Source organism: Thermogemmatispora tikiterensis, from assembly GCF_003268475.1.
Lineage (GTDB): Bacteria > Chloroflexota > Ktedonobacteria > Ktedonobacterales > Ktedonobacteraceae > Thermogemmatispora > Thermogemmatispora tikiterensis.
This window is the reverse complement of record NZ_MCIF01000002.1, coordinates 1,038,248-1,062,590: the sequence shown is the minus strand read 5'-3', so window position 1 is coordinate 1,062,590 and position 24,343 is coordinate 1,038,248. Positions and strand designations below refer to the sequence as shown.

19 protein-coding genes are annotated in these 24,343 nt (G+C 58.4%); 10 read left to right on the top strand and 9 right to left on the bottom strand.

The annotated features are described in order from the left end of the window. Positions 1-61 precede the first annotated feature (61 nt). Complete coding sequence (locus tag A4R35_RS04385; protein WP_112426901.1) at positions 62-352, bottom strand: hypothetical protein; 291 nt, start codon at positions 350-352, stop codon at positions 62-64. A 176-nt stretch (positions 353-528) separates the two neighbouring features. On the opposite strand from A4R35_RS04385, the gene A4R35_RS04380 reads away from it, so the two are divergent. Next, positions 529-1,194 carry a thiaminase II/PqqC family protein gene (locus A4R35_RS04380; RefSeq protein ID WP_112426899.1) on the top strand — a complete coding sequence of 222 codons (666 nt, stop codon included), beginning with the start codon at positions 529-531 and terminating at the stop codon, positions 1,192-1,194. A 228-nt stretch (positions 1,195-1,422) separates the two neighbouring features. Here A4R35_RS04380 and A4R35_RS04375 read toward each other — a convergent pair whose 3' ends face one another. The 4 genes from A4R35_RS04375 to A4R35_RS04360 form a co-directional block, all read right to left on the bottom strand. Continuing rightward, complete coding sequence (locus A4R35_RS04375) at positions 1,423-2,283, bottom strand: class I SAM-dependent methyltransferase (RefSeq protein WP_112426897.1); 861 nt, start codon at positions 2,281-2,283, stop codon at positions 1,423-1,425. A 196-nt stretch (positions 2,284-2,479) separates the two neighbouring features. Then, positions 2,480-3,247, bottom strand: a complete 768-nt coding sequence (gene fabG, locus A4R35_RS04370) for a 3-oxoacyl-[acyl-carrier-protein] reductase (protein WP_112426895.1) — start codon at positions 3,245-3,247, stop codon at positions 2,480-2,482. A 243-nt stretch (positions 3,248-3,490) separates the two neighbouring features. Further along, on the bottom strand, positions 3,491-5,359 hold the full coding sequence (locus A4R35_RS24950; RefSeq protein ID WP_317615963.1) for a pentapeptide repeat-containing protein: 1,869 nt from the start codon (positions 5,357-5,359) through the stop codon (positions 3,491-3,493). A 193-nt stretch (positions 5,360-5,552) separates the two neighbouring features. Next, positions 5,553-6,455: an IclR family transcriptional regulator gene (locus A4R35_RS04360; RefSeq protein WP_112426893.1), complete on the bottom strand. Its 903-nt coding sequence runs from the start codon at positions 6,453-6,455 to the stop codon at positions 5,553-5,555. Positions 6,456-6,953: 498 nt separating this feature from the next. On the opposite strand from A4R35_RS04360, the gene A4R35_RS04355 reads away from it, so the two are divergent. The 5 genes from A4R35_RS04355 to A4R35_RS04335 all read left to right on the top strand — a co-directional run bounded on the left by A4R35_RS04355 (position 6,954) and on the right by A4R35_RS04335 (position 11,909). Beyond that, positions 6,954-8,045: an amidohydrolase family protein gene (locus tag A4R35_RS04355; protein WP_112426891.1), complete on the top strand. Its 1,092-nt coding sequence runs from the start codon at positions 6,954-6,956 to the stop codon at positions 8,043-8,045. A 150-nt stretch (positions 8,046-8,195) separates the two neighbouring features. Further along, positions 8,196-9,005, top strand: coding sequence for an iron-sulfur cluster assembly protein (locus A4R35_RS04350; protein WP_189361315.1), 810 nt, complete (start codon positions 8,196-8,198; stop codon positions 9,003-9,005). Next, positions 9,002-10,036: an NAD(P)-dependent alcohol dehydrogenase gene (locus A4R35_RS04345; protein WP_112426887.1), complete on the top strand. Its 1,035-nt coding sequence runs from the start codon at positions 9,002-9,004 to the stop codon at positions 10,034-10,036. The genes A4R35_RS04350 and A4R35_RS04345 overlap by 4 nt, the downstream gene beginning before the upstream one ends. Positions 10,037-10,646: 610 nt before the next feature. Continuing rightward, positions 10,647-10,976 carry a hypothetical protein gene (locus A4R35_RS04340; RefSeq protein WP_112426885.1) on the top strand — a complete coding sequence of 110 codons (330 nt, stop codon included), beginning with the start codon at positions 10,647-10,649 and terminating at the stop codon, positions 10,974-10,976. Positions 10,977-11,219: 243 nt separating this feature from the next. Then, the gene (locus A4R35_RS04335) at positions 11,220-11,909 is read left to right on the top strand and encodes a hypothetical protein (RefSeq protein ID WP_112426883.1); all 690 of its coding nucleotides are present in this window, start codon (positions 11,220-11,222) and stop codon (positions 11,907-11,909) included. A 1,097-nt stretch (positions 11,910-13,006) separates the two neighbouring features. On the opposite strand, the gene A4R35_RS04325 is transcribed toward A4R35_RS04335, so the two are convergent. Then, a complete protein-coding gene (locus A4R35_RS04325; RefSeq protein ID WP_112426879.1) occupies positions 13,007-14,569 on the bottom strand; it encodes an APC family permease in 1,563 nt (520 codons plus the stop codon). A 137-nt stretch (positions 14,570-14,706) separates the two neighbouring features. After that, the gene (locus A4R35_RS04320; RefSeq protein ID WP_112426877.1) at positions 14,707-16,215 is read right to left on the bottom strand and encodes an APC family permease; all 1,509 of its coding nucleotides are present in this window, start codon (positions 16,213-16,215) and stop codon (positions 14,707-14,709) included. Positions 16,216-16,621: 406 nt separating this feature from the next. Here A4R35_RS04320 and A4R35_RS04315 point away from each other — a divergent pair, with 406 nt between their 5' ends. Continuing rightward, entirely contained in the window at positions 16,622-17,023 is a 402-nt protein-coding gene (locus A4R35_RS04315; protein WP_112426875.1) for a hypothetical protein, read from the top strand. Between the two features lie 159 nt (positions 17,024-17,182). Here the strand turns inward: A4R35_RS04315 and A4R35_RS04310 are convergent, their stop codons facing one another. Next, positions 17,183-19,393 carry a S9 family peptidase gene (locus tag A4R35_RS04310; RefSeq protein WP_112426874.1) on the bottom strand — a complete coding sequence of 737 codons (2,211 nt, stop codon included), beginning with the start codon at positions 19,391-19,393 and terminating at the stop codon, positions 17,183-17,185. A gap of 589 nt (positions 19,394-19,982) precedes the next feature. Next, positions 19,983-20,189, bottom strand: a complete 207-nt coding sequence (locus A4R35_RS04300) for a DUF3311 domain-containing protein (protein WP_112426870.1) — start codon at positions 20,187-20,189, stop codon at positions 19,983-19,985. 421 nt (positions 20,190-20,610) lie between these two features. Here A4R35_RS04300 and A4R35_RS04295 point away from each other — a divergent pair, with 421 nt between their 5' ends. The 3 genes from A4R35_RS04295 (at position 20,611) to A4R35_RS04285 (ending at position 24,230) form a co-directional block, all read left to right on the top strand. Next, positions 20,611-22,203, top strand: a complete 1,593-nt coding sequence (locus tag A4R35_RS04295) for a sodium:solute symporter (RefSeq protein ID WP_399358674.1) — start codon at positions 20,611-20,613, stop codon at positions 22,201-22,203. 249 nt (positions 22,204-22,452) lie between these two features. Next, complete coding sequence (locus tag A4R35_RS04290; RefSeq protein WP_112426868.1) at positions 22,453-23,085, top strand: DUF4388 domain-containing protein; 633 nt, start codon at positions 22,453-22,455, stop codon at positions 23,083-23,085. A 5-nt stretch (positions 23,086-23,090) separates the two neighbouring features. After that, on the top strand, positions 23,091-24,230 hold the full coding sequence (locus A4R35_RS04285) for a pentapeptide repeat-containing protein (RefSeq protein WP_223258192.1): 1,140 nt from the start codon (positions 23,091-23,093) through the stop codon (positions 24,228-24,230). Positions 24,231-24,343: the final 113 nt, after the last annotated feature.

The window sequence follows — 24,343 nt, the reverse complement described above, 5'->3', positions numbered from 1 at the left end:
TGAGTGGCGCCAGCTCGGCCAGCACATACATGTCTGGCGCGCTTCCCTCTCTTTTGCGCGCTTAGCGCCTGGGGCTGATGAGACGGGCAAGCTGCCCCAGCAGGGCACAGAGTGCTGCTATCAGCAGCAAAGCAGTGATTCCAATGAAGATGTACCACTCGCCGCTGGCGTCAAGCAGGACATAGGCCACGGGTAAGAGCAGCAGACTGCTCAATGCCAGCTCCAGGCAGAAGCGTGCCAGGCTAGACAAGGAGAGGCCACGCTCAACAAAGCTGTCGATCGCCAGTCCCATAAACATGAGTGCGGCCAGGGTAAAAGCAAACAGTGGGATAAGCGTCAAGTTATCCAGCATGCTTCTGTTCCCACCTCCTCCCGATCCTGTTCAGGTGCAGGCAGCATTATGCAGCGGCTGCACCTACAGTGTAGCCGATCGGTGGTCTACCCGGCAACAATGAGACGGCGTCAGCTGTCTGAGCCGGACCGTCAGCATGAGATAAGAAAAAAGAACAACCGAGAGGGAACTGAGTAATGGTATGGTTTGATCAGCTGCTCACGCCAGAGCTACGGTCACTGCGTGAGCGCATTCTTCACCATCCCTTCTGGAGCGGCATAGAGACAGGTACGCTGGCTCGAGAGAGACTGGGTCTCTTTGCTCTGCAGGACTGGCTCATTGTCCAGGATGCCTATCGTCTTGATGGTCTGGCCATTGCGCGGGCCGCCCCCAATTTAGAGCTGCAGGAGATGCTCATCGATAAGCTGGTGGCTAAAAAAGGAGGTCCTGAGCTGCTGCTGCGCTTCGGAGCGGCGGTCGGAGTACCGCGAGCGGCCTTTGCCCAGGTTGAGCCGTTAGCGGCCTGTCTGGCGCTGCTCAATTTCTTTTACTGGATTGTTGAGACGGGTACCCCTCTAGAATGGCTGGCGGCGGTAGGGGCCAGCGAGGAGGTCTTTGCCCAGCTTTGCCTGCGCGTCTACCCGGCGCTCATGCGCCATTACAAGCTGGAAGCCTCCCAGGTAGCCTTTTTCAGTGCCCATCTGGCCATCAGTGAGCAGCTCACTCCCCTGGAGCGCTGGCTCAGCGAACGGCACTTCGAGCCGGCAGAGCGCCAGCGCCTGACCCAGGTGATACGTCTCAGCCATCAGTACGAAATGCAGTTCTACGATGCTGTACTCCAGGCGCCGCTGGCCTCCGCTTGATGCCTGCCGGCGAGCAGCAGCGCCGGCATCCCGGCGCCTGGAGCGGCTTCTCTCAGACCACTACAGGGGAAGGATGACCTGGGCCAGTGGCCCAGCCCAGGAGAACCTCTCCGGCGGCGGCTGATTGAAAGTGGGTAGAGAGCAGATGGTGTCTGGCTAAGCGAGAGCGAGCAGTGAACCGTGGCGCAGTGGCTTCGGCTTCCCGTAGGCTCGCTGTTGCCGGCTTCGTCAGGCATCCTTTATCGCCACCATCTGGAGCCACATGCGAGGAACCTCCTGCACACCTAGCTCCTGACCAGCCTCATAGACGGCTACTGCCAGCGCCTGGGCCCCGATCGGCAGCGGTACACCGGGCAGAGCGCCCTCAATAAAGAGCCAATACTGGCCCAGGTCCTTCCAGGCATCGAGCGAGATTGATACCTGTCTCTGCGTCATTTCCACACGGCTGAAGCCCCCGTCGCGGAAAAGCGTGGCGTATTCCTCAGGAGAAAGCCACTGCATCGCCTGAGCCTTGGTCTCGCGCGAAGGACGAATATCCGGGTGAGTCTTGCGCAACCAGCCCACAGCGCGGCGTGTCCACATCCGATAGAAGCGCTCGGTTCCTGCGACATAGGTGCCTTCATAAAAGGCGCTGTTGCAGGCGAAGATGCCGCCCGGGCGCAAAATAGCGGCGATCTGACGGAAAGCGGTCAGCTTGTCAGCAACCAGATGGATGGCATTGCAGAAGAAAGCCATGTCAACGTTCTGCACAATGCGTGGCAGGTCCTCGCTTTCGCCCTGGATAAACTCGGCCTGCATTCCCAGGGCCTCCATGCTTTTATGCGCGCGGCGCAGGGCCTCCGCGGAAGGGTCGACCCCGATTAGGCGTGCCTGTCGTCCGCGGCGGGTCAGCTCTTCCGCGATCAGGCGTGTGACTGCGCCGGTGCCACAGGCCATATCGACGATGGTCAAAGGCTGCTCACGGGGTTGCCCTTCCAGATGAGCCAGGGCCTGCTGCACGAGCGCGCGGTTAATCTCCGTATAGAAGTGGTGTGCGGCGAACGGTTCGAACGTGAACTGGTTGGTTTCCTCGGTTTCAATCAAGCCCATCAGTTGAGCCTCCTGAGCTGGTGTCGGTGTTATCGAATTAGAGCAAGTTCGCCCCAAAATTGTTTCAGGATCAGTCGCCCTGCGCCGAAAATCCTCCTGTCAAAAAAGGGAGAGCCGAGCAAGGCGGAGGGAAAGAGGAGCAGCAACAGAGGGAATGATCGAAACCGAGGAGCCAATGGAGAGGGAGGCCGGCTGATCAGATATGCATGGCCATGCCTCCGTCAACGCAGATCACCTGACCGGTGATATAGCCGGCCTCGGGCGAGCAGAGGAAGCAAATGGTGGCAGCAACCTCCTCGGGGGTCCCAAAGCGCCCAAGAGGAGTCAAGTCGAGCATCTGCTTACGCTGCTGCTCTGTCAGCTTGGAAGTCAGCTCCGTCGGGACAAAGCCGGGTGCCACGGCGTTAGCTGTGATGTTACGGCTCGCCATCTCGCGAGCGGTGCTCAGCGTTAGCGCGATGAGGGCGGCCTTCGATGCGCTATAGTTAGCCTGGCCGGCATTGCCGAGAAGGCCAGCGACCGAAGTGACATTGACAATGCGACCCCAGCGTGCCTTCATCATCGACCGGAGGGCAGCGCGGGTGCAGAGAAAAGCTGAACGAAGGTTGATATTCAAAATATCTTCGAAATCAGCGAGTGACATCTGCAGAATCAGCTTATCGCGAGTGGTTCCTGCATTATTCACCAGAACAGTGACCGGTCCCAGCTCTCGGTTGATCTGCTCGAAGAGCCGGCTGACCTCTTCCTCCTGGCTTACATCGGCCTGAACCACGATAGCCCGCCTGCCGAGGGCTTCGATCTGGGCCCGTACCTCCTCGGCGGCTTCTGCGTGGCGATAATAGTTCACGGCGACATCAGCTCCCGCCTGAGCCAGACGCAGAGCCACTGCCCGCCCGATACCCTGACTACTTCCAGTCACAAGTGCGATCTTGCCTTCCAGTGGCAGATGCTGTTCTCTGGCCATAAAACATCTACTCCTTGTCAAGTACCTTGGCGTCCCCGCCCGTTTGCCGCTCTAGTATAGCATATTTGTGCTGCCTGTGGAGTGCCGGAATGGCGGAGCCGCTCAGCTGACAAGGGCGCCCCGCTCGCCCTCGGGCGGAGGCACATCACTCTCCCTGTAGCGCTGTAGGGCGCTGCAGCGTGAAGGGAGCCTTGGGTTTGTTTGGGGAAGTGCCAGGGAAAGCCCAGGGAAAGCCCAGCCTCTTTATGAAGAGGCCTGCTCTCCAGGGGCTGGTGACTTCTGCTTGATCGCCCGCAGCTCCTGGGTGTCGACAATATGATCAGTCACCTGGGGATCGAGCAGGCTTTCGGCGCTGGTGCGCTCCGACTGAGGCAGAGGATCAACCAGGCGCTCGATGAAAGGTAGAGTATCCAGGGTAGGAACAGAGAAAGGTGTTTCCGGAACCTGCGGGAAGGTCGTGGAGGAAGCAGAGGCGGAAGGCTCCTCCTGCGCCTCGCTGCCGCTGATGGACTGAGTCTCGTAAGCGGTATCAGGTACGCGGAAGGTGAACGGGGCGGCGTTGGCCGTTGATCCCTCGGCTTCTTGATTGTTTCCCCCCTCAGCTGCGCCTGTCTCTTCCTGAGAGAAGGAGCTGAGGCGCTCAACGGCCTCCTTCCAGGCACGTTCCCAGGTAGAAGCTGTCCAGGGGAGAGTAGCAGAGGCAGGAAATTCCTCCTGCTGCTCAAGGCTCTCAGAGGCGTAGAACGAGGTTTCTGCGCTCTTAGCTGCAGTCGCCCCATGCTCTTCATCAGCGATGCTTGGCGAAGGGAGGCCCTGGGGTTCAGCCTCAGCACTGGTGGTGAAATTCAGAGATGCGCCTCCAGCCGAGGTTTCAAGGGCCTTCAGCCAGGCAGGGATCTCAGACTGCTGGCCGGCTGGTCGCTCTTCCATCATATAGGCCAGGCTCTCGGGGGAAAAATAGTCCTCGTTGCTCCCCATTTGCTGGCCTGTCTCATCGGTTTCGGCATCTGGCAAAACAGCCGGGGTCGACGGCTCTTCCTGCTCCTCATGGCCCGGCAAAGAATCTGCTGCCGAAGCTGATTCAGACGCTGCGCTGGCTGTGAACAAGGGCGAAGCGGTCGACGGGTTCGGCGGTTCCGGGTTGGCCGGGGAACCAGTCGTGGGTGGGGTGACAGCGCTGGCAAAGGAAGAGGCCGCCTCTTCCACACGAGGGGAGGCACTAACGGAACTGGAACGCGGGCTGCTGGTGCTGGTTGCGTTAACTGGAAGGGTAGTCTCCGCTGCGGCAGAACCATCGTGGCTCCGCGAGCGTGAGGCACTGCTACCCGCGCTAGGAGCCGGGCGTTCGGGGATAATGCGCGTTGGACGGACAGCTGGCATTCGTGGCGAGGTTTCTTCTACTTCAAGCTCGCTGTGGATCTGTGAACCACGGATGGCCGAGCGCAGCTGCTCCTCTGTCACGCTATAGACATTATCCAGACGAGCCCCTATCAGGTTGGTCTGGTGCAGATCGGCGACCAGCAAGGTGGCCTCGCTCAGATTAGCCTCGCGCAGATCAGCGTACGAAAGATTGGCCCCTGTCAAATTAGCTCTCGTCAGATCGGCGCCAGCCAGGCACGCGCGCGAGAGATCGGCCATCGAAAGATTGGCGCCAACCAGACGGGCCCCACGGAGATCGGCGCGTCCCAGATAACGATGGGAAAGGTCGCGCTGCGAAAGGTCGGCCTTATAGAGATTTGCTGGCCGCCAATGGGCAGGCATGGCGGCCCCCTCCTCGGCAGCTTTCGAGAGAATGGGGGTCTCATCCACTCGCGGCAGGCGCGCTAGCTCTAGCTCCACCCCAAACTGGCTGATTGCCTGATTGAGGCGTTCCTCGTATGCCTTGCGCAACTGCTCAACCTGATTGGCCAGGCTCTGTTTCTGGGCTGCCATCTCGCGCTGCTGCTTCTGCTCCCAGACCTGGCGGCGAGCCTCCTCTGCCCGCTCCCAGGCTGCTTGCTGCTTACGGACGCTTTCGATGAATAGGCGCTGAACACGCAAGCCGAGGAAAATTCCCAGGCCCCCTGCCAGCACGAAGATAATAACGCCCCCAATAATCAACGTTTCGACCATAGCACTAGACTCCTGGCTTGATCTCTCTTCTCCGCACTATTGTGAATGGTAGCAGCTCCTGTGTCCCTTATTATAAACAACTACGTACGTCCCGGTCTATTTTTGACTGTCGAACAGGACTTTTGCGAGGGATAGACGATGGTCAGAGATCAACCGGCCACGATGCCGGTCCTCTCCAGCCTGCAGGGGCCAGCTAGCATTGCTCGCATGGCCTGCTGAGGCGTAGCTCGGCACTGGCCTGGCGAGCGGCGCGCAGGACCTGGGCGATGAGCCATTCCCCGCGACGGGAGAGCAGATCACTGCGAAACGAGATAGCGATAGCTGCCATCACTCGGCCCTGGGCATCTCTGACAGGCGCTGCCAGACAGGCAGTGTCAGCATGTAGCTCTTCGCGATCAATACTGTAGCCCTGGTGGGCGATGGTGTGAAGCTCCTCGCAGAGAAGAGTGCGTTCCACGATGGTCCGTTGAGTCAGGCGAATCAGAGCATGACGGGCCAGGTAGTCCTCGACGAAGGCCGGTGAGCTATAGGCCAGGAGGACTTTGCCCAGGGCGTGGGCATGAGCCTGGCCGCGATAGCCGATGTAGATGCCCGGAATGCGTTCGGCGTGAGCTGGCTCGACGATGGCCTGTAGTTCCACCTCACCGTAGCGCCAGCCAGCCAGATAGGCTGGCTCCTGGCTGCGCTCGCTCAGACTGTGAAGGATGGGGCGCAGCCGCTGCGATAGCGAAGGCCGATGAGCTGGGACTCGCGCTACGGCTTGCCAGCTCTCCTGCGGGTCCGTCGCCGGCCAGTCGTGGGTGAGTGTGCGCAGGTAGGCGTCATTCAAGTACGGGATCTGTGGCCCGAGCACGTAGTGGCCACTGGGGAGGCGCTCGACATAGCCAGCGGTCAGCAGCGTATTCAGACTATGATAGCAGGTGCTGATATTAAGCTGTAGCAGTTTGCTCACTGCTCGGACGGTCAGTCCACCAGGAGTACGGGCAATTAGCTCAAGGATTGCAAGCACGCGCTGCGCCGAGCGTAGGATATCGCGCTTAGACTCGGAAGGGGACGATGCCTGAATGTGAGGGTGGGCGTGAGAGCGCTTGGCCATAACTCTATTGCTCCTTTGCACGGCTGGGCATACGGGCTACGGTTGGCTTGCTTGCCGGTAGTGGCTACGATCTCTCCTTATAAAGCAGGGCCTTCCTTACCTGGGATTATACTGAGCCGCGTCTTAGTGTCAAGCAGATTGAGACGGTATTTCAAATAATGAAATCGCAATCTACACACTGATACCGTTTTGTGCTATGCTGGCAATGGAGGCAAGGTGGCTGGAACCGGTTTGACCTCAGCCCTGACTGGAGTCTGTGGCCGGGTCGAATCAGCCTGCGCAGGCATGGCCCCAAGTCGTACCGCCCAGCAAGCAAACAAGCAAAAAGGATTCGCCTGTTCTGAAGGAGTAGGGAGCGTAGTGCGTTTTGACTCCCGCGCTTGCTCGTAATCTAGTGAAGGCCGGGGCTGGCTCTGAAGCTGGCCTCGACCGAGCGAGTTGTGGAGGAGTCACTACCCGGGTCGCTGTTGACCTGCTGGACACAAAGGAGGCCAGCTAATGTTTCGTACCTCGACGGGCGAAGAGATCTTCATCATTGACGCCCACACTCACCTCTGGGATGCCAGTCCTGCCAACCAGCGCAACCAGTACGGGCGCGGCTGGATCGACTGCTTCTATGATTATCACCGCAACCTTTCCCCAGCTGAGTATGTCTGGCCGCTCAGCGACTTCGAGCGCTATAGCCCGGAGCGCATGGCCCAGGATGAATTTGTCAAAGGCTATGTTGATATGGCCATTCTCCAGCCTACCTACCTCACCGAGTTCTTCATCAATGGCTTCAACACCATTGAGCAAAACAGCGTCATGAAACAGCGCTATCCTGAGCGCTTTATCCTCAATGGCGCCTGGGATGCGCGCGATGGCGATGCGGGCCTGGAGTATCTACGGCGTCAGAAAGACGAATGGGATATCAAGGGGGTCAAACTCTACACCGCGGAGTGGCGTGGCGCCTCCAAGGGCTACAAGCTCTCCAGCCCCGAAGCCTATCGTTACCTGGAGGAATGTGCCAGGTTGGGAATCACTAATATCCACGTGCACAAAGGCCCGACCATTTATCCACTCAATCGTGATGCCTTCGATGTCGCTGATGTCGACGATGCTGCCTCCCGTTTCCCCGAGCTGAATTTCATCGTTGAGCATGTCGGCCTGCCGCGTTTGGAAGATTTCTGCTGGATTGCTGTTCAGGAGAAAAACGTCTACGCCGGTCTGGCGGTGGCCCTGCCTTTTATTTACCCGCGCCCACGCTACTTCGCTGAGATCATGGCTAACCTGCTCTTCTGGGTTGGGCCGGATAAGATCCTCTTTGGCAGCGATTACGCCATCTGGGAGCCGCGCTGGCTGGTTGAGCGCTTCATGGCCTTTGAGTTGCCCCAGGATCTCAAGGACGAATTCAAGGTTGATTTGACACTCGATGTCAAGCGCAAAATTATGGGCCTCAATGCGGCGCGTCTCTACGGCATTGACCCCGAGGAGCAGCTTAAGAAGCTAGGTAACGACGAGCTAGCCCAACAGGCGTCCAGTGTAGAAGGTATGAGCAAGTCCCAGGCGGGCGGGGCCGGCAGCTCTGCTCGGGCTGAGACAGGAGCCTGAGCTATACTGAGCGGCGGCCAGGCAGCTCAGCCGGCGGCCAGAGCCTGGCCTGATTGCCAGGAGCTGTCGCTACCAGTGCAGCTGCTGTCCCGGCTGCCGCTCTCCGAATGGATGGACTGTATCGATGGCGAGACAGGAGGAGAACGAACTATGCCCATCCAAGAAGCCGTGAGCGCTCCCCTCGTAAGGCCAGAGCAAGTCTGGGCGGCCATCGCCGATGTCCTTGATCCCGAGCTGGATACGCCCCTGGTGCGCCTGGGCTTCGTCGACCGTATCGAAATCAGCGGGACGAAGGTCGACATCTTTTTGAAGCTACCGACCTTCTGGTGTGCTCCCAACTTTGCTTATCTGATGGTCTCAGACCTGGCCGAGAGAGCGCGAACTGTGCCAGGGGTGAGCAGCGTTCAAGTGCATCTACTCGACCACTGTGAAGGAGAAACCATCTCGGAGGCAGTCAATAGTGGTCTCAGCTTTGCTGAGGCTTTCCCCAATGAGGTCACGACGGACAGTAACTTGCAGGAATTGCGGCGTACCTTCCTGCGCAAGGGTTTTCTGATGCGTCAGGATCTCCTACTGCGTCGTTTGCTGCGAGCTGGCCTCAGTGAAGACGTGCTGAGGACGCGGTGTCTGGAAGATCTCTCTTGGGATGAAGCGGCTGATGTAGCCTGCGTCTGTCTACCCGGGGCCACCTTGCAGTTACCGACGCTGGGCAGGTCTGCCCGAGCCTATGTTGAGCGGGGGCGGACTCTGGGAGTGTTGCGAGTGGGTGGTCCCCTCTTTGTCGACGAGCAAGGGGAGCCTATACCTGCCGGTGAACTCCAGGACTTTCTGCGTCGCCTGCGCTCTGTGCGTCTGAGCCTGCTCTTCAATACGGCTATGTGTAGCGCTCTCTTTCGCACCCGTTACCAGCACGCTAGCGCAGAGACAGCGCACAACGAAGAAGGAGAGAATCCCCTATGAAAGCCGTTCGTCTCCATGCTTACAATCAATCGCCGGTGGTTGAAGAGGTTGCCGAGCCGACCATCAGCGGCCCCTTCGACGTCATTGTGCGCATTGGGGGGGCCGGCCTCTGCCGCACAGATCTACACATTATTGAAGGACAGTGGGTCGAGAAATCGGGCGTAACGCTGCCTTATACGTTGGGGCACGAAAATGCCGGCTGGGTGCATGCCGTTGGCTCGGCGGTCAGCACCGTCGCCGTTGGCGACACGGTCATTGTGCATCCGCTCATTACCTGTGGCTTCTGCCGGGCCTGCCGTGCCGGGAACGACATGCACTGTGCCAACTCAGCCTTCCCGGGGATTTCCACCGATGGTGGCATGGCCACCTTCCTGAAGACCACGGCGCGCGCAGTGGTCAAGCTTGATCCCTCGCTGGCGCCCAAGGACATCGCCGCCCTGGCTGATGCGGGTCTGACGGCCTATCACGCCGTCAAGAAGGCCGTGCCTGTGCTCTATCCTGGCACCAAGGCGGTGGTTATCGGAGCTGGAGGGCTGGGCCATATTGGTGTGCAGTGTCTCAAAGCTCTGACCCCTGCCGAGGTGATCGTTGTCGACAGGTCGGCGGAGGCCCTGGAACTGGCGCGCGGCTGGGGAGCAGATCACACGGTGCTGGCCGATGGAGGTGAGGTGGCCAGGGTGCGCGAAATCACCGAGGGCCAGGGTGCCGAGGTGATCCTGGATTTCGTGGGCGAGGGTGGTGCTCTGGAGAGCGGGATCGCTATGCTGCGCCGTGCCGGCTACTACTATGTCATTGGCTATGGTGGTCGTCTAGTCGTGCCGACCATTGATATTATCTCGACCGAGATCAACTTCATTGGCAATCTGGTCGGGACCTATAACGATCTAGTCGAGCTGATGGCCCTGACTGCGCAGGGGAAGGTCCGGCTGCATACGGCGGTCTATCCGCTGGAGGCGGCTCTCGATGCCATTCACGATCTGGAGAGTGGGCGTCTGCACGGGCGGGGCATTCTGGTGCCGGAGGAGGCCTAAGAGGGCGCTGACGGCTCTTCTGAGCACAGAATAGAAGATCGGGGACCGGTCACTAGCCCCTACCACACCGCTGGTGGGTCAGCGCTTGACTGGTCCCCTTTCCTCTTCCTGACAAAGCAGGGTTGGGCCTCCTCCTTAGAGAGGCGAGCCGCTGTATGATATCTCAGCTCATCCGCGCGGAGGGCAGAGTTGACTTATAGAGCTATATCTGTCGTTTCTTCTGAGCAAGTGCTCTGTAGGACCTTGATTCTGTCAATATCTCATGGTTTCATCTAATATGATTAGATCCAATCTGACAGTTGACTGTCTGTATTCAGAAAGAAAGGGATAGTACCATGAGGTCAGTATTGATAGTTTTAATTCGATCATGGCTATCTTGGTAATTTTGTTTTTTTAATTTTCTTTTGAATTCAAAGAAGTATTTGCTGCCAAAGAAACTTGGAGTCCCACCGCATCGAGTGCTACCACCACCGATTTGGCCAAAGGCCGTGTTCAGGTCGGCATGACGCAGACAGGCATAAAAAGGTATGATCTGACCAGCGTACTCCGCAGACCACATCGCATAGTGAGGCAGACTAGAAGAATTCCGATTCTGGGGAAGAGTCGGGGGGTGCATCCCGCAGTCAACTTTACCCTCACTGTTGAAGCTGAAATTGACTATGTATTCTATGGGGATCAGTTTATCTGTGGCTATGGAGTGGGTCTGGCTTCTGCTGATCCTCTCTATGCCGAAGTTAGTGAGATGGGTGATCTTTATATTAACGGCAATCTGATTGATGGAACCGATACGCTAGGCATTGCTTTTACAGCAGGTGAAACGGCGTGTTACGCGGGAGCCTCTGGCTCTTTCTGGGAGATGTACATCACTGGAGCTGCAGAGTGGCTTGCTGCAGGGCCGGTGTTATTCCAAGAGGCTGATGTCTGGTCCTTCCAGCCTTAATCACGAAGGGGCAGCTAGATGTGGTGGGGGCTTTTGCCTCCTACTCTGCCGATAGTTGGGGCGGAAGGGAGGGAGAAGGCAACATATCCCCAGGAGGAAAGTGAGATCCTCCTGCAACCTTCCTCCTCTCAGGGGAAAGACAGGGAGTGAGTGACAGCGCTCTTGAGAGAGGTTGACCGACACTCTCCAGTAAAATGGCCGAGAGCAATCTGCTCATTGCAAGCGAGAAGGAGAGAAATTACCATGTTCCTTCACATGATGCCCTGGATTCAAGCACTGCTGCTGCTCTCTCCAAGGCGTCCCCCTGGGTTCGATCAACTGATAGAAGAGTTGCGTTCCAGATTTGGGGGAGAGCAGGCTCGCTCCTGGAGCGATGATATCCTGGAGGACATTCCGATTGGAGAGCAAGAGATCCCGCAGTCTCCTCAAAATCAACCCTCCTGGCATATCCGAAGAATTGAAAAAAGGGTCTCAGTGACTGTCAGTGATGGGCGATCGATCAGAGATACTGTCCAGGACGAGCCGTTCTGGCCGGGCCTGCTGCAGCCGCAGGCAAGCCTGCTCCTGTCCCTCGGGAACGGTGTAGTGGTGGCCCGTCTTCCGCAGCTCATTCCCTTTATCATCTACTGTGTTGTCTGTGGAGAGGGGAATCCCGAGCTGTCGTTTGAAATTAGCGGGCCGTATGACCAGGCTACGCCGGCCCGCTCTGTCCTGCGTTCCGCTCCCAGGAGCTTGCAAATGCGCCCTTTGAGCTTTTTTGGCCAACATGTGACGACCTATCCGCCTGGCAGGGCTGTCATACGGGAAGCCGTGCAACCTATCTTTGAAGCTGAAGGATTACATTTTGTGGTAGCCAGGTTGAACGGCCTTGAAGCTGGGCGTCTCCCCCTGATGGTGAAGGTAGCCGCCCAGGAACAAACCTCTGTCTTCTAGCGAGCGCTTCTCTCAGCTCATGGCCCGTTGGGGGGCGGAGCTGACTCCTTACGCCGTCAGCTATCCGCAGCAAGTCGAGGTACTGCTCAGCGCTGGTCCTGCCCTCAGGCCGTTCGCGCCGCACCTGCTGGCGGCTCCCGGAGCCGCTAACTGGTTTAGCGATCTTGATCGTCAGCACCAGGAATGGGTTTCTGTCACAGGCCAGCCTCCCCAGGCGGCTGCTTTTGTCCCCGACTTGCGGCCCTGGGGGGCTGGGATCACCAAACCGCGTCAGGCGTTGTGGACCTCCACCAGCTTGAGTGAATCAAGCAGTAACTGGCTGCATTACCTGCGCCTGAGATCGGAGCCTCCTTTCCTGGACCCTCCCTTCAGGCGCTGGCGCCTTTTCGTCGCGCCCTCGGCGCGGGTGTATGAGATTCACGGGCCACAGGACTGGCATGATCTCTGTCGGGCCTATCCGGCGCTCTCCTCTCTGCCTGGGGCCAGGCAGCTTCACGCGGACCACGGCAGCAGGCCGGTGCTGGTTGAGCTTCTCCCCCTGCTTGCCTCTCCACAGGCCGCCAGGCAGGGCAGAGGAACAAGGTTGCCAGGGAGACGGCCAGGCCTTTCCTTCAGGCTACCAGGCACATTCTGGCGCTGGCGGAGGCTGCTCACGGCTCACAGAGCCGCATCAGCCCGGCCTGAGTTTCCTTCTGGCTCTGGCACTGCTGACGCAGAAGAAACCTTCATTGAGCCGGACTGGCGAGCCGTGGCGCGCGACTGGGATGGAGTCCATCTGTCGCTTGGGGGCTTCTTGAGCAGCGAAGGGGTGATCTGGGGCAGTCCAGAAGAAGGACACGCCCACCTTTTTGGCTGGGGTACAGAAAGCACGCTTTGGTTACACTGGGCGTTCGAAGGCGTAGAACCTCTGCCAGATGCCCCCTAAAAGCCGGCCCTATCTCCTCGGCCAGCCGGTGCAGGTGCAGGGCTGTCACTCTCAAAAGAGAGGGGAGCGGCCAGGGAGTAGCCTGCCACGGACATGGCGGCTGCTGGCGATCGCTCCTCTCTCCTCTTCCTGACAAAGCGAGGTCAGAGCCTGTCCTCTGCCGCGTTAGCTATTAGTTGGTGCTGGAGGCGGCCTCGTCGGTCACTAGTTCGCCGGAGACACTTCCAAGGGTCGAGCGCTGCTGCTCAAAGCGGCCCCACAGATAGAAGACCACAGCCACCACCAAGACAATCGCGATCGGCAGCAGCTGAGTCAACTCATAGGTCAAGCGACTGATCTGGTAGCCGCTGACCGTTTCGTCCGTAGGGACCAACGTAAAATAGGCTGTCACCAGCACTGACGCTAGAGCCAGCAGAGTTACGATCCAGGGACCAACCATGCCCCCGGGCACCCGATAAGGGCGCTCCACCTCTGGATACTTGTAACGCAAGATAAGGTAGGAGATGAAGATGAACGCATAGGAGAGAGCCGTTGTCGAAATTGTGAAGCCCAGTACCAGTGAGAACAGCGTTGATAGCTCGCCGGAGCCGAAAGCCGTCACCAGAATCGCTGCCACCATTGCCACTGTTGCCACCGTACCCGAAAGCAAGTTCGTGGCCAGTGGGGTACCGAAGCGAGCGCTGAAGCGTCCCAGGATCAGCGGAGCGGCCCCGTCGAGAGCCGTCACCGCATAAGTGCGATCGGCCCCCATCAGCCAGGTACCGCCGGCGCTGGCCAAAGTCAGAATCAGAGCCAGGGCGATCAACCAGCCGAGAGCCGTCGCCACTGGAGTGGGCAGAACGCTCGCCACTGCCTGGTAGGCATCGAGGAAGCCCCCGACGTTGGAGAGCTGATTTTTCGGCAGCGCCAGCAGAATCACCAGAATTGGGATCGCATAGGCCAACACTCCGATCACACCGGCGCGTAGCAGTGAACGAGGGACATCGCGCTGAGGCTCAAACATCTCCTCGCCGGCTCCGTTCTGCAGCTCAAAGCCGGCCCAATTGAAGACCAGCACTGGAATAATGCTGCTGAAAATGAGCCCCAGATTTGTTGTCGGTAGCAGGTCTCCCCAGCTCAAGTGAGCGCCGCTCGCCTTGCCTCCGAAGAAGAAAGCCAAAGCCAGAATCACAAACAGCCCCAGCAGGGAGAGCTTCAAAATAATCCCGATCGTCGAGAACCACTTGCCGATGCGCAGAGAGACGATTGCACTCCAGGTCGTGAACCAGATAAAGATCAGAGCGATCAATATCTCAACGATTGCATCGCTAACTTTACTCCCACCGAAGAGCAAATCGCTGTTCCCGAACCAGAACGTCTTCAAAGCGGCGATAGTGGTCACAGCCAGAGTCCCGCCGACCCAGAGTGGATTAGACACCCAATAGAAGATCGAAGCGATGGCCGCAAAGAAGCGCCCGCCGGCCAGCTTGCACCAGACGTAGATGCCACCCTCCTCCGGGAACGTGCTACCCAGCTCTGCCGTCAGCAGGCCATACGGAATCAGAAACGTAAGAGCTGTAATCAGCAACCAGGGGAAAACCTGGCCTCCCTGGGAAGAGACAGCCCCCAGCGTATCGATATTGATCATCGCTGTCAAGGTGAAGCAAACCATGAAGAAGAGCGACAGCTCCTTGCGCAGCTTGCGCTTTTCTTTCTGGGCTGCCTCACTCAACACCAGTGGTTGCGGCTCTAACATAGCAAGCCTCCTTCAGATTGATCTTGTCCAGTATCATCAGCCGAACCTGGATGCATCGTCAAGGGAAGCAGGCGAGACAAGCTGCGGGCTGCTCATGGGCGTCTGCTTCCCTGGGGTGAGCGGCTGACCTGCAAAGGTCACAAGCCAGCCTGCCCTCGCCAGCGCTCCCAGCTTGCCTCTCCTCGCGCCACCATGCTGCCTAGCAATCCTAGCGTAAGACAGGCGAGCGTTGTACCGCCGACTGCCAGCCACCAGGCGGTAGGGGTCAACAGATCGGGAATCCAGGAATTGAGCAAGGTATCCACGATAGCCAAGAGGCAGGAGAGAGTACCCAACAGAGCAAGGAGCCAGAAGAGGGGATAAGGAAGAATGCGATACTTCTGGAAGAGCGCTGGCTGACGCCGCGCGGCCACAAGTACGTCGATAAAGAGAAAAGGGATCGAGGTGAGCCAGACCAGGGTGAGCGCGGCCAGGGAGACCGTGAAGATGATCGTTGACAAGTCGGCAGGCTGACCAATGGGGAAAAGGTAGGGAAGGGCGAAATAGCTGAGGGCAGTAAAAACCAGAGCCACTGCCGACTGGAAGTAAATGGCGTTGGCCGGAGCGCGTGCGCGATTCAGCTTGGCCAGACTTGTCGGCAGATGCCCATCGATGGCTGCAACCAGCAACAAGCGCGCAAAGGTGTAATTGTAAATCAACGGGGCGATTACGAAGAAACAGAGCAGGCAGACTGCCGTCACATTGCCTGCGATTCGTCCCAGTGCCTGATCAACCAGGCTAATGAAGACAACAGGATCAGAGGCTCCCTGCGGGCCGCGAACCACAAGCACTGCAAAGGTGGTCACAAGGTAGCTGGCAACAACAAGCAGGCTGCCCCAGCGCAGATGGGAGCGAATCACTTGCCTGCGCTGCTCGGGGCGGATTTCACTGGCCATCGCCAGAGGGACCTCAGTGCCCAGGTAAGATTGGATGAGAAAGCCGAAGAGCACAAAGTTGGCTGGTCCTGGTTGCCAGTCGTCCAGATGACTGAAACTGGTGGCTGGGGCGTGACCGGTGAGGAGCCAGGCGAAAGTTGCCACAGTGATCAGGAGCACTGCCAGCAGAAGCAAGCCTACTGTAACATTCAGCACTCCCTGTAACACCCGCAGTGGCTGCACGGTCAGGACAGTGCCCAGAAGAATGAGAATGGCTAGCACCACTCCCTGTTGCCAGGGGGCGGTCAGCCAACCATCGTGCAAACCTTGGAGATAAGTGATGGCTGTGCCGAAGCCGCTGACGAGGGCTAGAATGCCTGGGAGCCAGGCGCAGAAGGCAGCAAAGAAACCCCAGAAGGTTCCCAGAGTACGATAGGTCCAGTTGTAGAGAGCGCCCTCGTGGGGAAACAACAGGCCCAGCTGCGCCGTACTCAGGACGCAGGGGAGAAAGAAGACGACTCCGCAGATCAGCCAGTAGAGGAAGGAAACTGCGCCAGCAGCAGCCGCTGTGGCACTGTTCGTTAAGTAGAAGATGGCTGCAAAAAAGATAGCCGTCATGTCCAACTTGCTGAGGACAGGAGGCATCACCCGTTCCACGTAGTGCTCGGAAGGTAGTGCACTTCCTGATGGTGGGTGTGTTGCTAGCTGGGCAGCAGAACTTTCCACTTCCATAAGGTCCCTTCCTTTCTTTTGTCGTTGCCTCCTGGCAGGGAGAGACTAAAGCAGAGCTTTTAATAGAAGTCTACCTTTATATACCAAAATGTCAATGCTTTAGGGTATCTTATCCCATTCACTCAAGATAGATTGCATAGGGATGGTAAAGTTTAGAACTACAGGAAGCCAGGAGGCTCCTCGTTACTCGGCGGGCAAATCCTGGCCTGTGGGCAGCCGTGGCTCTAGAGATCACAGCGGCATTGCTGGGCTACCAGCCAGCAAGTATCTAGAGAAAAAGGGGGCCACTAGAAACCCAGAGCGTTGCTCACGCGTCTACTCTAGTGAACTTAGTTTCAGTTTCATAGGGCACGGAAGCACTTATGAAGAGCAATCCGCCAAGGAAGTTTCTGTTCTAACGAGAGGTATGTCTATCTTTCTGTTCATCCTGCTCAGCCTGCTTGTATATATTGCTGCATTAGTGACCCTTGTCAGGGCCACAGCGCGCTTGCGCTACTATCGTTTCGATGAGGCCGGCTTTCTGGGTATGGCGGCCCTCGATATAGTCGCGGCTATTCTCCTTTTCTCGGCGGTCGCGACGCCGCTGGTTCTGCTGACCGGCAGTACCGTTGAGAACGTCGAGGGCCGTGTGCTGGCCTTTCTTCTCCTGCTAGGCATTATTCTCGTGACTGGCGCCACGGCCTGGCGGAGCCTGAGCTGGAGCCCAAGTTCTCAGACTCTCTCGCGTCTGCTGGGGGGGATCTATTGCCTGCTCCTGGCTCTCGCAGCTCTTGTCTGTATGGTCCTTATCTTCTTGCCGGGTCGTTAGCCCGCCTGATGCCCTCAGGCGGCGCTCGTCCAGCAATGCTACTGGACAGATCTGCAGGCGGGCGAGGGGGAAGGAAGGCCTGGCTCCCCCTCGTACCGCCGGACCTTCTCTGAGAAAGACCGGGTCTTTGTCTCCCTGAAAGCATTAATGATCTGCAATCTATCCTTCCTGCAGCAGAAAGCGCTGAAACCACTCCAACGTACGGCGCAGTCGATCACAGCGCTGAGCTGGTGTGCCAACCGTTGGCCAATCCATCGTATGGCTGGTTCCCGGATAGCGCACCAGCTCGACAATCTGGCGACGTTTGCGCAAGGCGGTAAACAGCTGCAGCGATTCGCTGAAGGGACAGCGCAGGTCATCGCCGGCGTGCAGGAGCAGCAGAGGTGTCGTGATGCGGTCTATGAAAGCCAATGGTGAGCGTTCAAGGAGGCGCTCCTCTCCAGCGCCGCCCATCGCCAGGTCGAACCAGAGGGCTTGATCCGAGAGCAAACGGCAGAGCGGTAAGTAGGTCACCGGATTGCGGCTGACCGCGGCCTTAAAGCGCGTCGTCTGAGTAATGGCCCAGGCTGTCATATAGCCACCGTAGCTCAGGCCAGTGATGCCCAGGCGCTTCTCATCGATAGGAGCGGTGCTGATCACGTAATCCAGACCAGCCAGCAGATCGCCCAGATCCTCACCGCCCCAATCGTTGAGGATGCGACGGCGAAAAGCCTCGCCATACCCGTCGCTGCCACGTGGATTGGCGGCCAAAACGGCGAAGCCCTGGCCAGCCAGTACCTGGAACTCGTGGACGTAGGCGTCGCCCCAGGCGCAGCTTGGACCACCGTGGACGGCCAGAATCAGCGGGGCCCGCTGACCAGCGGCTAGCGGCGGCAGATAGAGCCAGCCCTCGATCGTCAGTCCATCAGTGGCCTGCCAGGTCAGGCGTCGCGGGCGAATCAGCTGATGGCTGCGCAGAAAGCGCTCATTGACGCCTGTCAGACGCTGCAGCTGCGTACCATCGCCTCGTAAGGACCAGATATCGCCTGGTGTGAACCAGTCAGCCCGCACGACAGCGATCAGCGACCCATCACCTGCCAGATGAGGACTCAGGTAGCGCCCGGGGCCACTGGTCAAAGGCGTTAGCTGCTGCGTCTCGTGATCGGCACGGTAGAGGTGAGCTTGGCCACGCTCGTGGATTGTCACCAGGAGCTGTCGGCTGTCGGGATACCACTGCGGGCGGGTGAGCCACTCGTTGGTGGGACGTAGTTCATCAGTAATGGTGACCTGGCACGTGTAGTCGGCCTGCTCCGGAAAGACGGGGCGCGGCGCCTCGCTACCGTCGGCAGCTACGATCCAGGGGATGATATTGCAGGTCTCGGTCTGATCGGGGGCGTAATAGTAGGCAAGATAGCGACCGTCGGGCGACCAGGAAGGCATCTGGGCCAGCCCTTCCTCGGGAGTCAGACGCCGGAGCTGTCCTGTGGCCAGCGTCAGGACCCAGAGGGCCATGCTGGTACTGAGGTCGGGCTGTGGGCGGCGATTGGCACAGAAAGCGATTTCGCTACCATCGGGTGACCAACATGACTGCACCAGGTGCACCGGCTCAGCGGTCAGGCGTACCACTTCTCCCTCCAGGGGAACGAGCCAGAGCTGCACCCGGCGCCCATGCCAGTGCCCTATCCCGTCCCAGTGCTCGTCGAGCCGTGTGTAGACAAGTGCTGGCTCCTCCTCCCCCGGGCCGGTCTGCTGATCATCAGCTGGTTTCCAGGGACTATGCACAAGCAGGGCCTGACCATCGGGACGCCAGCTATACTCGCTGACTCCGTTGGGCAGGTGGGTTAACTGGCGTGCCTCCCCTCCATGAAGCGAGAGTAGAAAGAGCTGGGGCTGGCCGCCGTGGCGGGTGCTCAAGAAGGCCAGGTAGTCACCTTGTGGCGACCAGCGCGGTGCAAAATCCTGATAGTCGCCAAGGGTTAACTGGCGCGCACCACCGGCGGCTTCTTTGCGGCTCGGAACCAGCCAGATGGCGCTTTTACTACTCTGAGTACTACGATCGTTCCGCTGGAGGGTGAAAGCAATCAGAGAGCGATCGGGCGAAAGCTGGGGGTCCGAAGCAATCTGCAGATCTAGCAGCTCCTCTACCGTCACAGAGGTCAGTCTGATAGGTGCTGGAACTGCAGCTGAAACTGGGGCTCCAGCAGCAGCAGCCTCGACGGACACAGCTCTCTGGCCCTGGACGGTTGCTGTGTCTGAGACCTCCGGTTGCATGACCGTGCTACTGGCTTTCTCCTGATCTGGCTCTGCCTGATTGGAAGCTTCGGAGGAGGCGGTGACCTGCGCTGGCACCAGGCGCGGCTCCGTTTTGTTTTCATCTTGCTCTTCTAACATTGCTCGCTCCAGTACGTGTTCAAGAGAAACATCATCTTCATACTAATGAACAGTGGACAAAAAGGCGGCCAGCAGCAGTCGTGTCTGCCATCGGGCAGGTGAAGGCAATTTCACCTTCGATAGGCGTAGGAGCAGGGGCAGCCTGGCCCGAAGAGGGGGGTGACCTATCAAACACTGGCATGCAGAGAAGGAAAAGCTGTGATTATCTAACCTGAAGGCAATGGGCGAACAAGGCGCTCTTGGTCGTCGACGATGATTGAGACTTACTATGGGCAGACTGTCAAGCCGTGTCATAGGAAAGTGATACCACATTGAGGACTACCACGCAAGCGCCGCAATCGATGCTCAGGAAGGTGCTGACGGCTGCCAGCAAGATCAACGGCTTGCGAGCGAAGTCGCCGCTGAGGATAGGCGCTCGACGGGAATAGTTGTCGAGGAGGTAGGCGAGCAAGCAAGCCAGATACAAAAGATCCCCTAACTAGAGGAGCTGCCGAAGGCACACACCCCCAGCTACTACCCGCATCGAAGCGAGGGATGGTAGAGGAAGCGAGCGACCCGCTGCTAAAAGGAAGACCCTCTCTCCTGGCAGTTACTCGGTCAGTAGCGCCACCAGGCCCACGATGGTGGCCGTGACAATAATCCAGAGCATCTGAAACCAATAGAAGAAGGGCACCCCGAACAGCGTTGGCTCTACCTGGTTATAGAGAGCCGGGCAAACGGTGGTGAGGAAAGGAATAAGCAAAAGCGCAAAGGGCCAGAGGCGTCCTCGCCTTGGGAGCGATTCTTCGGGTAGCATCGTCGTCTCACTCTCTCCTGATCATAATCGTCTTGCCTTGTGGGAACAGGGACTACCTCTTTCCCCGAGGCTGGACTACTCAGGTTTAGTATAGGCTCACGAGAGAGGCTCATGTGGCTTTATCTTGTCAGAATTAGGAAAAAAAGGCTATGGTCCCGCGCTGTACTTTGATGTAGTGCTATACTGACACTTATCGAAGAGCATACAACATGATAAAAACGAACCAGGTAGAGAGAGGATGGAACAGACTGAATTACTTGGATGCAAGGTACACAAGATACAGTTAAGGAAATGAAGCACTACAGTTGAGTAGCTCTTCACGCAGGAAAACAGTAGGAGCGGGTCAGGCTCATTTGGCATACACAGCGCTGTGATGTGGCGTTTTCCTGAAAGAGTCGTGCCATAGGAGAAGAGACATATGATTCAATGGGGAATGCTGGCGGTCTTCGTAGGCGTTTTCATGGTAATGACCATCATGGGCCTATTGGCCTCGCGTTGGCGGCCTGGGGATCTGAACAGGCTCCAGGAGTGGGCCCTGGCGGGCAGGCGCTTTGGGCCGGTGGTGTCCTGGTTCCTCATTGGGGGCGATCTCTACACTGCCTACACGTTCATGGCGGTGCCGGCCCTGGTTTATGCCGAAGGTGCGCAGGGCTTTTTTGCCTCGCCTTATCTGACCCTGGCCTTTGTCTTTGCGCTGATCATGATACCCCGCTTCTGGGTTATTGCGCGCCATCGTGGCTACGTTACCCAGGCCGACTTTGTACGTGAGCGTTTCGGTAGCAGTGCGCTGGCGCTGGTCGTGGCAGTCACCGGCATCATGGCCACCATGCCCTATATCGCCATTCAGATCTACGGTATTCAGGTCTGCATTGCTCAGATGGGGATCAATGTCGAGCTGGCCCTCTTCATCGCCTTCCTTATTCTGGCTCTCTACACCTATGTCAGCGGTTTGCGAGGACCGGCTCTCATCGCTATCTTTAAAGATCTCTCTATCTGGCTGGTGGCCATTGTCAGCTTTGTAATCATCTCTCTCCGCCTGGGTGGCCTGTCACACATCTTCGCGACTGTCCCTGCTGACAAACTGACCCTCTCTCCGCCGCAGTACAGCACCTTTTCGACGCTCGTTCTTGGCTCGGCGATGGCGCTCTTTCTCTATCCACACGCCTTTACTGCAACGTTGAGTGCCAATAGCCGCCGTACGTTGAAGCGGACCCTGCCGTTTCTGCTAGCCTACACCTTTCTGCAGTCGCTCATTGGCTTATTTGGCTTTATGGCCATTGCTGCCGGTATCAAGCCATCTCCTCTCTACAAGACCAATAGTGCCCTGCCAGCGCTTTTTGCCAGCATGTTGCCGCCGTGGCTGGCCGGTTTCGCCTTTGCGGCCATCTCCATTGGGGCCCTGGTTCCCGCTGGAGTCATGTCGATTGCGGCAGCCAATCTCTTTACCCGCAACATTTATCGCGAATATTTCCATCCTAACTGTACAGAGCGTGAGGAATCGGCGGTAGCCAAGACAGCCTCCCTGGTCATTAAGTTTGGAGCTTTGCTGTTCATCCTCTTCTTCCCGACAGATTTCGCCATTAATCTGCAGCTTTTCGCCAACGCCTGGATTATTCAGGTCCTGCCTGCGGTGCTCCTGGGCCTCTATACACGCTGGTTCCATCATCTGGCTCTCATCTGTGGTTGGGCTGGGGGGATGATCCTTAGCACCTGGATGGTCCTTACGCAAAACTTTAGCACAGTCTATCCGCTGACTCTGGGCGGCCTCTCCTTCCATGTCTACGCTGCCTTCGCCGGGCTTGTGCTGAATCTGGCCCTGTGTTGTGCTCTGACGCCCCTCTTTGACCTGCTCGGTTTGCCGCGTGGGCAGGATAACACCAGTCCGGCTGATTATGCGATCCGCCCAGTGACCGGTTTCTCAGAGGAACGCCTCCTGCAGCAGGCGCGCCAGCTCCGCCAAACTACTCCTGCCGGGGCGTTCCCTCTAGAGGACGAGCGTATAGCCAATCGCTAGCGCCCGTTTTACTGGCTGGCTCGGAGACGAGCGAGGAAGCAACCCAAGGAAGGCGGACGCCAGGTCAGAAAAGGAGCATCTTGCGTCGGCAGAAGGGAGCCGCCTGGACACAGGCATCGCTTTCCCTGTCTTCTCTTTCGGATGGTCTGGTTCTGCTATGGGGCGCTATCCAGGCTCGTGCGTCCTTTGGCAAGGATGTCTTGATCTGGGGTGTGTCGGTTATGGCTGGTTTCTCTGGGGAGCAGGCTTATGTCAGAGCAGGAAGGCGTGACGGATCACCTGGTCACCGTTATTCAGCTGATCCAGCTCGCGCGCGGCAGCGGTACACTCACGGCCTGGCGGGGAACTGGCGATCTCTTCGAGCAGGGAGTGATCACCTTTGTGAAGGGGCAGGTCACCCAGGCTAGTGCTGGTCGCCGCAAAGATCATGCCGCGCTCAATTGGCTGAGTACCTGGGGGAGGTGTCACTATAGTTTTAGTCCCGCGGTGCTCGATGAGGCCACAAAGCAGTTGCTGGCCTGGCTGGCTGCTGGCATTATGCAGCCACCGCGCCCGGCGACGCCTGCGTCCTCGCAAGGGCCACCTTCTGCTGCGGCTCGTGGCTCTCTGCCGGGGGTGAGTGCTGGAGGGCATCGACAAGATGCTCGTTCCTCCGATGCTTCCTACTATGCCGTGCCTTATCCGGTGCTGCCCTTTCAGCAAGCCCTGCTTCTGATCGAGCAGTATCATCTCTCGCGCGCTCATCGCCAGCTCTTTTTGCTGATTGATGGCCGGCGCCGGCTGCTCGATCTGGCTCAGCTGATGGGCAAGGAGCCGCAGGTTGTGAGCCAGCTACTGAGCGATCTGGAGCAACGTGGCATCATTCAGCGGAAAGGATTGTAGGTTGTATGCTTGAAATTGAGCCACAGTTAGGAGGACTCGGACGGGAAGAGGCCCTGCTGGAGATCGTCCAGGCTTACCGGCAGGAGCGCGTTCCTATGCTTGACGGGGCCGATCTGAGTCGGCTTGATTTACAGAAAGTGGACCTCAGTGGAGGCAACCTGCGCGGGGCGAATCTCTCGGAGGCCAATTTAAGCGGGGCCTATCTCTGTGGGGCCTATCTGCGTAAAGCTGATCTCAGTCATGCCAATCTCAGTCGGGCGAACCTCAGTAAGGCCTTTCTGATCGGGGTCAATCTGATCGGGGCTAATCTGTTGGGGGCCTCGCTGCGTGAGGCTGACCTGCGCTCAACCGATCTGGGAGGGGTGGACCTGCGCGGGGCCGATCTCCACGGGGCGATGCTGGTGGAGGCTGGCCTTATTGGGGTCGATCTCCGGCGCTGTGATTTAAGCCAGGCTCGCCTGAGTCTGGCCAATCTGAGCCGCGCTAATCTCTCTGGGGCTGATCTGAGCGGAGCCGATCTGAGTGGTGCAGTTCTGGATGAGGCTGATCTGAGCCGCGCTGATCTGAGCGGGGCCAATCTGGTCGGTGCTCATCTACGCGAGGCCAACCTGAGTGGGGCCAATCTGAGTGGGGCCCGCCTCAATCTGGCCGTCTTGAGCAAGGCCAACCTGAACGGGGTCTATGCCTGTGGGGCCTCGCTCTATGGCGCCAACCTGGTCGATGCCGCTCTCCACGAGGCCAATCTTCGAGGGGCGAGTCTAAACCGTGCCTACCTGTTCCAGGCTGTGCTCAGGAACGCCGATCTGAGTAAGGTTGACTGCGCCAGAGCCAATCTCTCGCGTGCTGATTTGAGTGGCTGCGATCTTAGCCGGGCCTCTCTGGTCGAGGCGCTGCTCAAGGGGGCGGATCTCTCCGAGGCCTATCTGTACGCTACCGATTGTCGCGCTGCTAATTTACAGCAGGCGCGCCTGACCGGGGCAGTGTTGACTAACTGCCTCTTTATGCAGGCCGATCTGCAGCAGGTCCAGGCGGAGCCCGAGCAGTTCAACGGTCTTGATCGCGGAGCGCTGGAGGAGATTGTGATCGATGCCTATACTGGTTGGCGCCTGGGAATCGGCTCCAATGTGGTGCGTCGGCCCCTGTGAGCCAGTGTCATTGACGGATCTGCTGCATGGCAGCAGGCGATGACCCGGAAGCTGAGGCAGTTCTCTCACTCTACTGGGGAGGGAGCAGTGAGCAGGCGAGTTCTGCTGATAGC

Excerpts from the sequence above, each read along its gene's own strand:
- A4R35_RS04310 (WP_112426874.1), bottom strand. The coding sequence starts at position 19,393 with ATGTTAGAAGAGCAAGATGAAAACAAAACGGAGCCGCGCCTGGTGCCA.
- A4R35_RS04355 (WP_112426891.1), top strand. The coding sequence starts at position 6,954 with ATGTTTCGTACCTCGACGGGCGAAGAGATCTTCATCATTGACGCCCAC.
- fabG (WP_112426895.1), bottom strand. The coding sequence starts at position 3,247 with ATGGCCAGAGAACAGCATCTGCCACTGGAAGGCAAGATCGCACTTGTG.
- A4R35_RS04290 (WP_112426868.1), top strand. The coding sequence starts at position 22,453 with ATGTCAGAGCAGGAAGGCGTGACGGATCACCTGGTCACCGTTATTCAG.
- A4R35_RS24950 (WP_317615963.1), bottom strand. The coding sequence starts at position 5,359 with ATGGTCGAAACGTTGATTATTGGGGGCGTTATTATCTTCGTGCTGGCA.
- A4R35_RS04385 (WP_112426901.1), bottom strand. The coding sequence starts at position 352 with ATGCTGGATAACTTGACGCTTATCCCACTGTTTGCTTTTACCCTGGCC.
- A4R35_RS04380 (WP_112426899.1), top strand. The coding sequence starts at position 529 with ATGGTATGGTTTGATCAGCTGCTCACGCCAGAGCTACGGTCACTGCGT.
- A4R35_RS04360 (WP_112426893.1), bottom strand. The coding sequence starts at position 6,455 with ATGGCCAAGCGCTCTCACGCCCACCCTCACATTCAGGCATCGTCCCCT.
- A4R35_RS04375 (WP_112426897.1), bottom strand. The coding sequence starts at position 2,283 with ATGGGCTTGATTGAAACCGAGGAAACCAACCAGTTCACGTTCGAACCG.
- A4R35_RS04325 (WP_112426879.1), bottom strand. The coding sequence starts at position 14,569 with ATGTTAGAGCCGCAACCACTGGTGTTGAGTGAGGCAGCCCAGAAAGAA.
- A4R35_RS04300 (WP_112426870.1), bottom strand. The coding sequence starts at position 20,189 with ATGCTACCCGAAGAATCGCTCCCAAGGCGAGGACGCCTCTGGCCCTTT.
- A4R35_RS04335 (WP_112426883.1), top strand. The coding sequence starts at position 11,220 with ATGTTCCTTCACATGATGCCCTGGATTCAAGCACTGCTGCTGCTCTCT.
- A4R35_RS04315 (WP_112426875.1), top strand. The coding sequence starts at position 16,622 with ATGTCTATCTTTCTGTTCATCCTGCTCAGCCTGCTTGTATATATTGCT.
- A4R35_RS04345 (WP_112426887.1), top strand. The coding sequence starts at position 9,002 with ATGAAAGCCGTTCGTCTCCATGCTTACAATCAATCGCCGGTGGTTGAA.
- A4R35_RS04350 (WP_189361315.1), top strand. The coding sequence starts at position 8,196 with ATGCCCATCCAAGAAGCCGTGAGCGCTCCCCTCGTAAGGCCAGAGCAA.
- A4R35_RS04320 (WP_112426877.1), bottom strand. The coding sequence starts at position 16,215 with ATGGAAGTGGAAAGTTCTGCTGCCCAGCTAGCAACACACCCACCATCA.
- A4R35_RS04285 (WP_223258192.1), top strand. The coding sequence starts at position 23,091 with ATGCTTGAAATTGAGCCACAGTTAGGAGGACTCGGACGGGAAGAGGCC.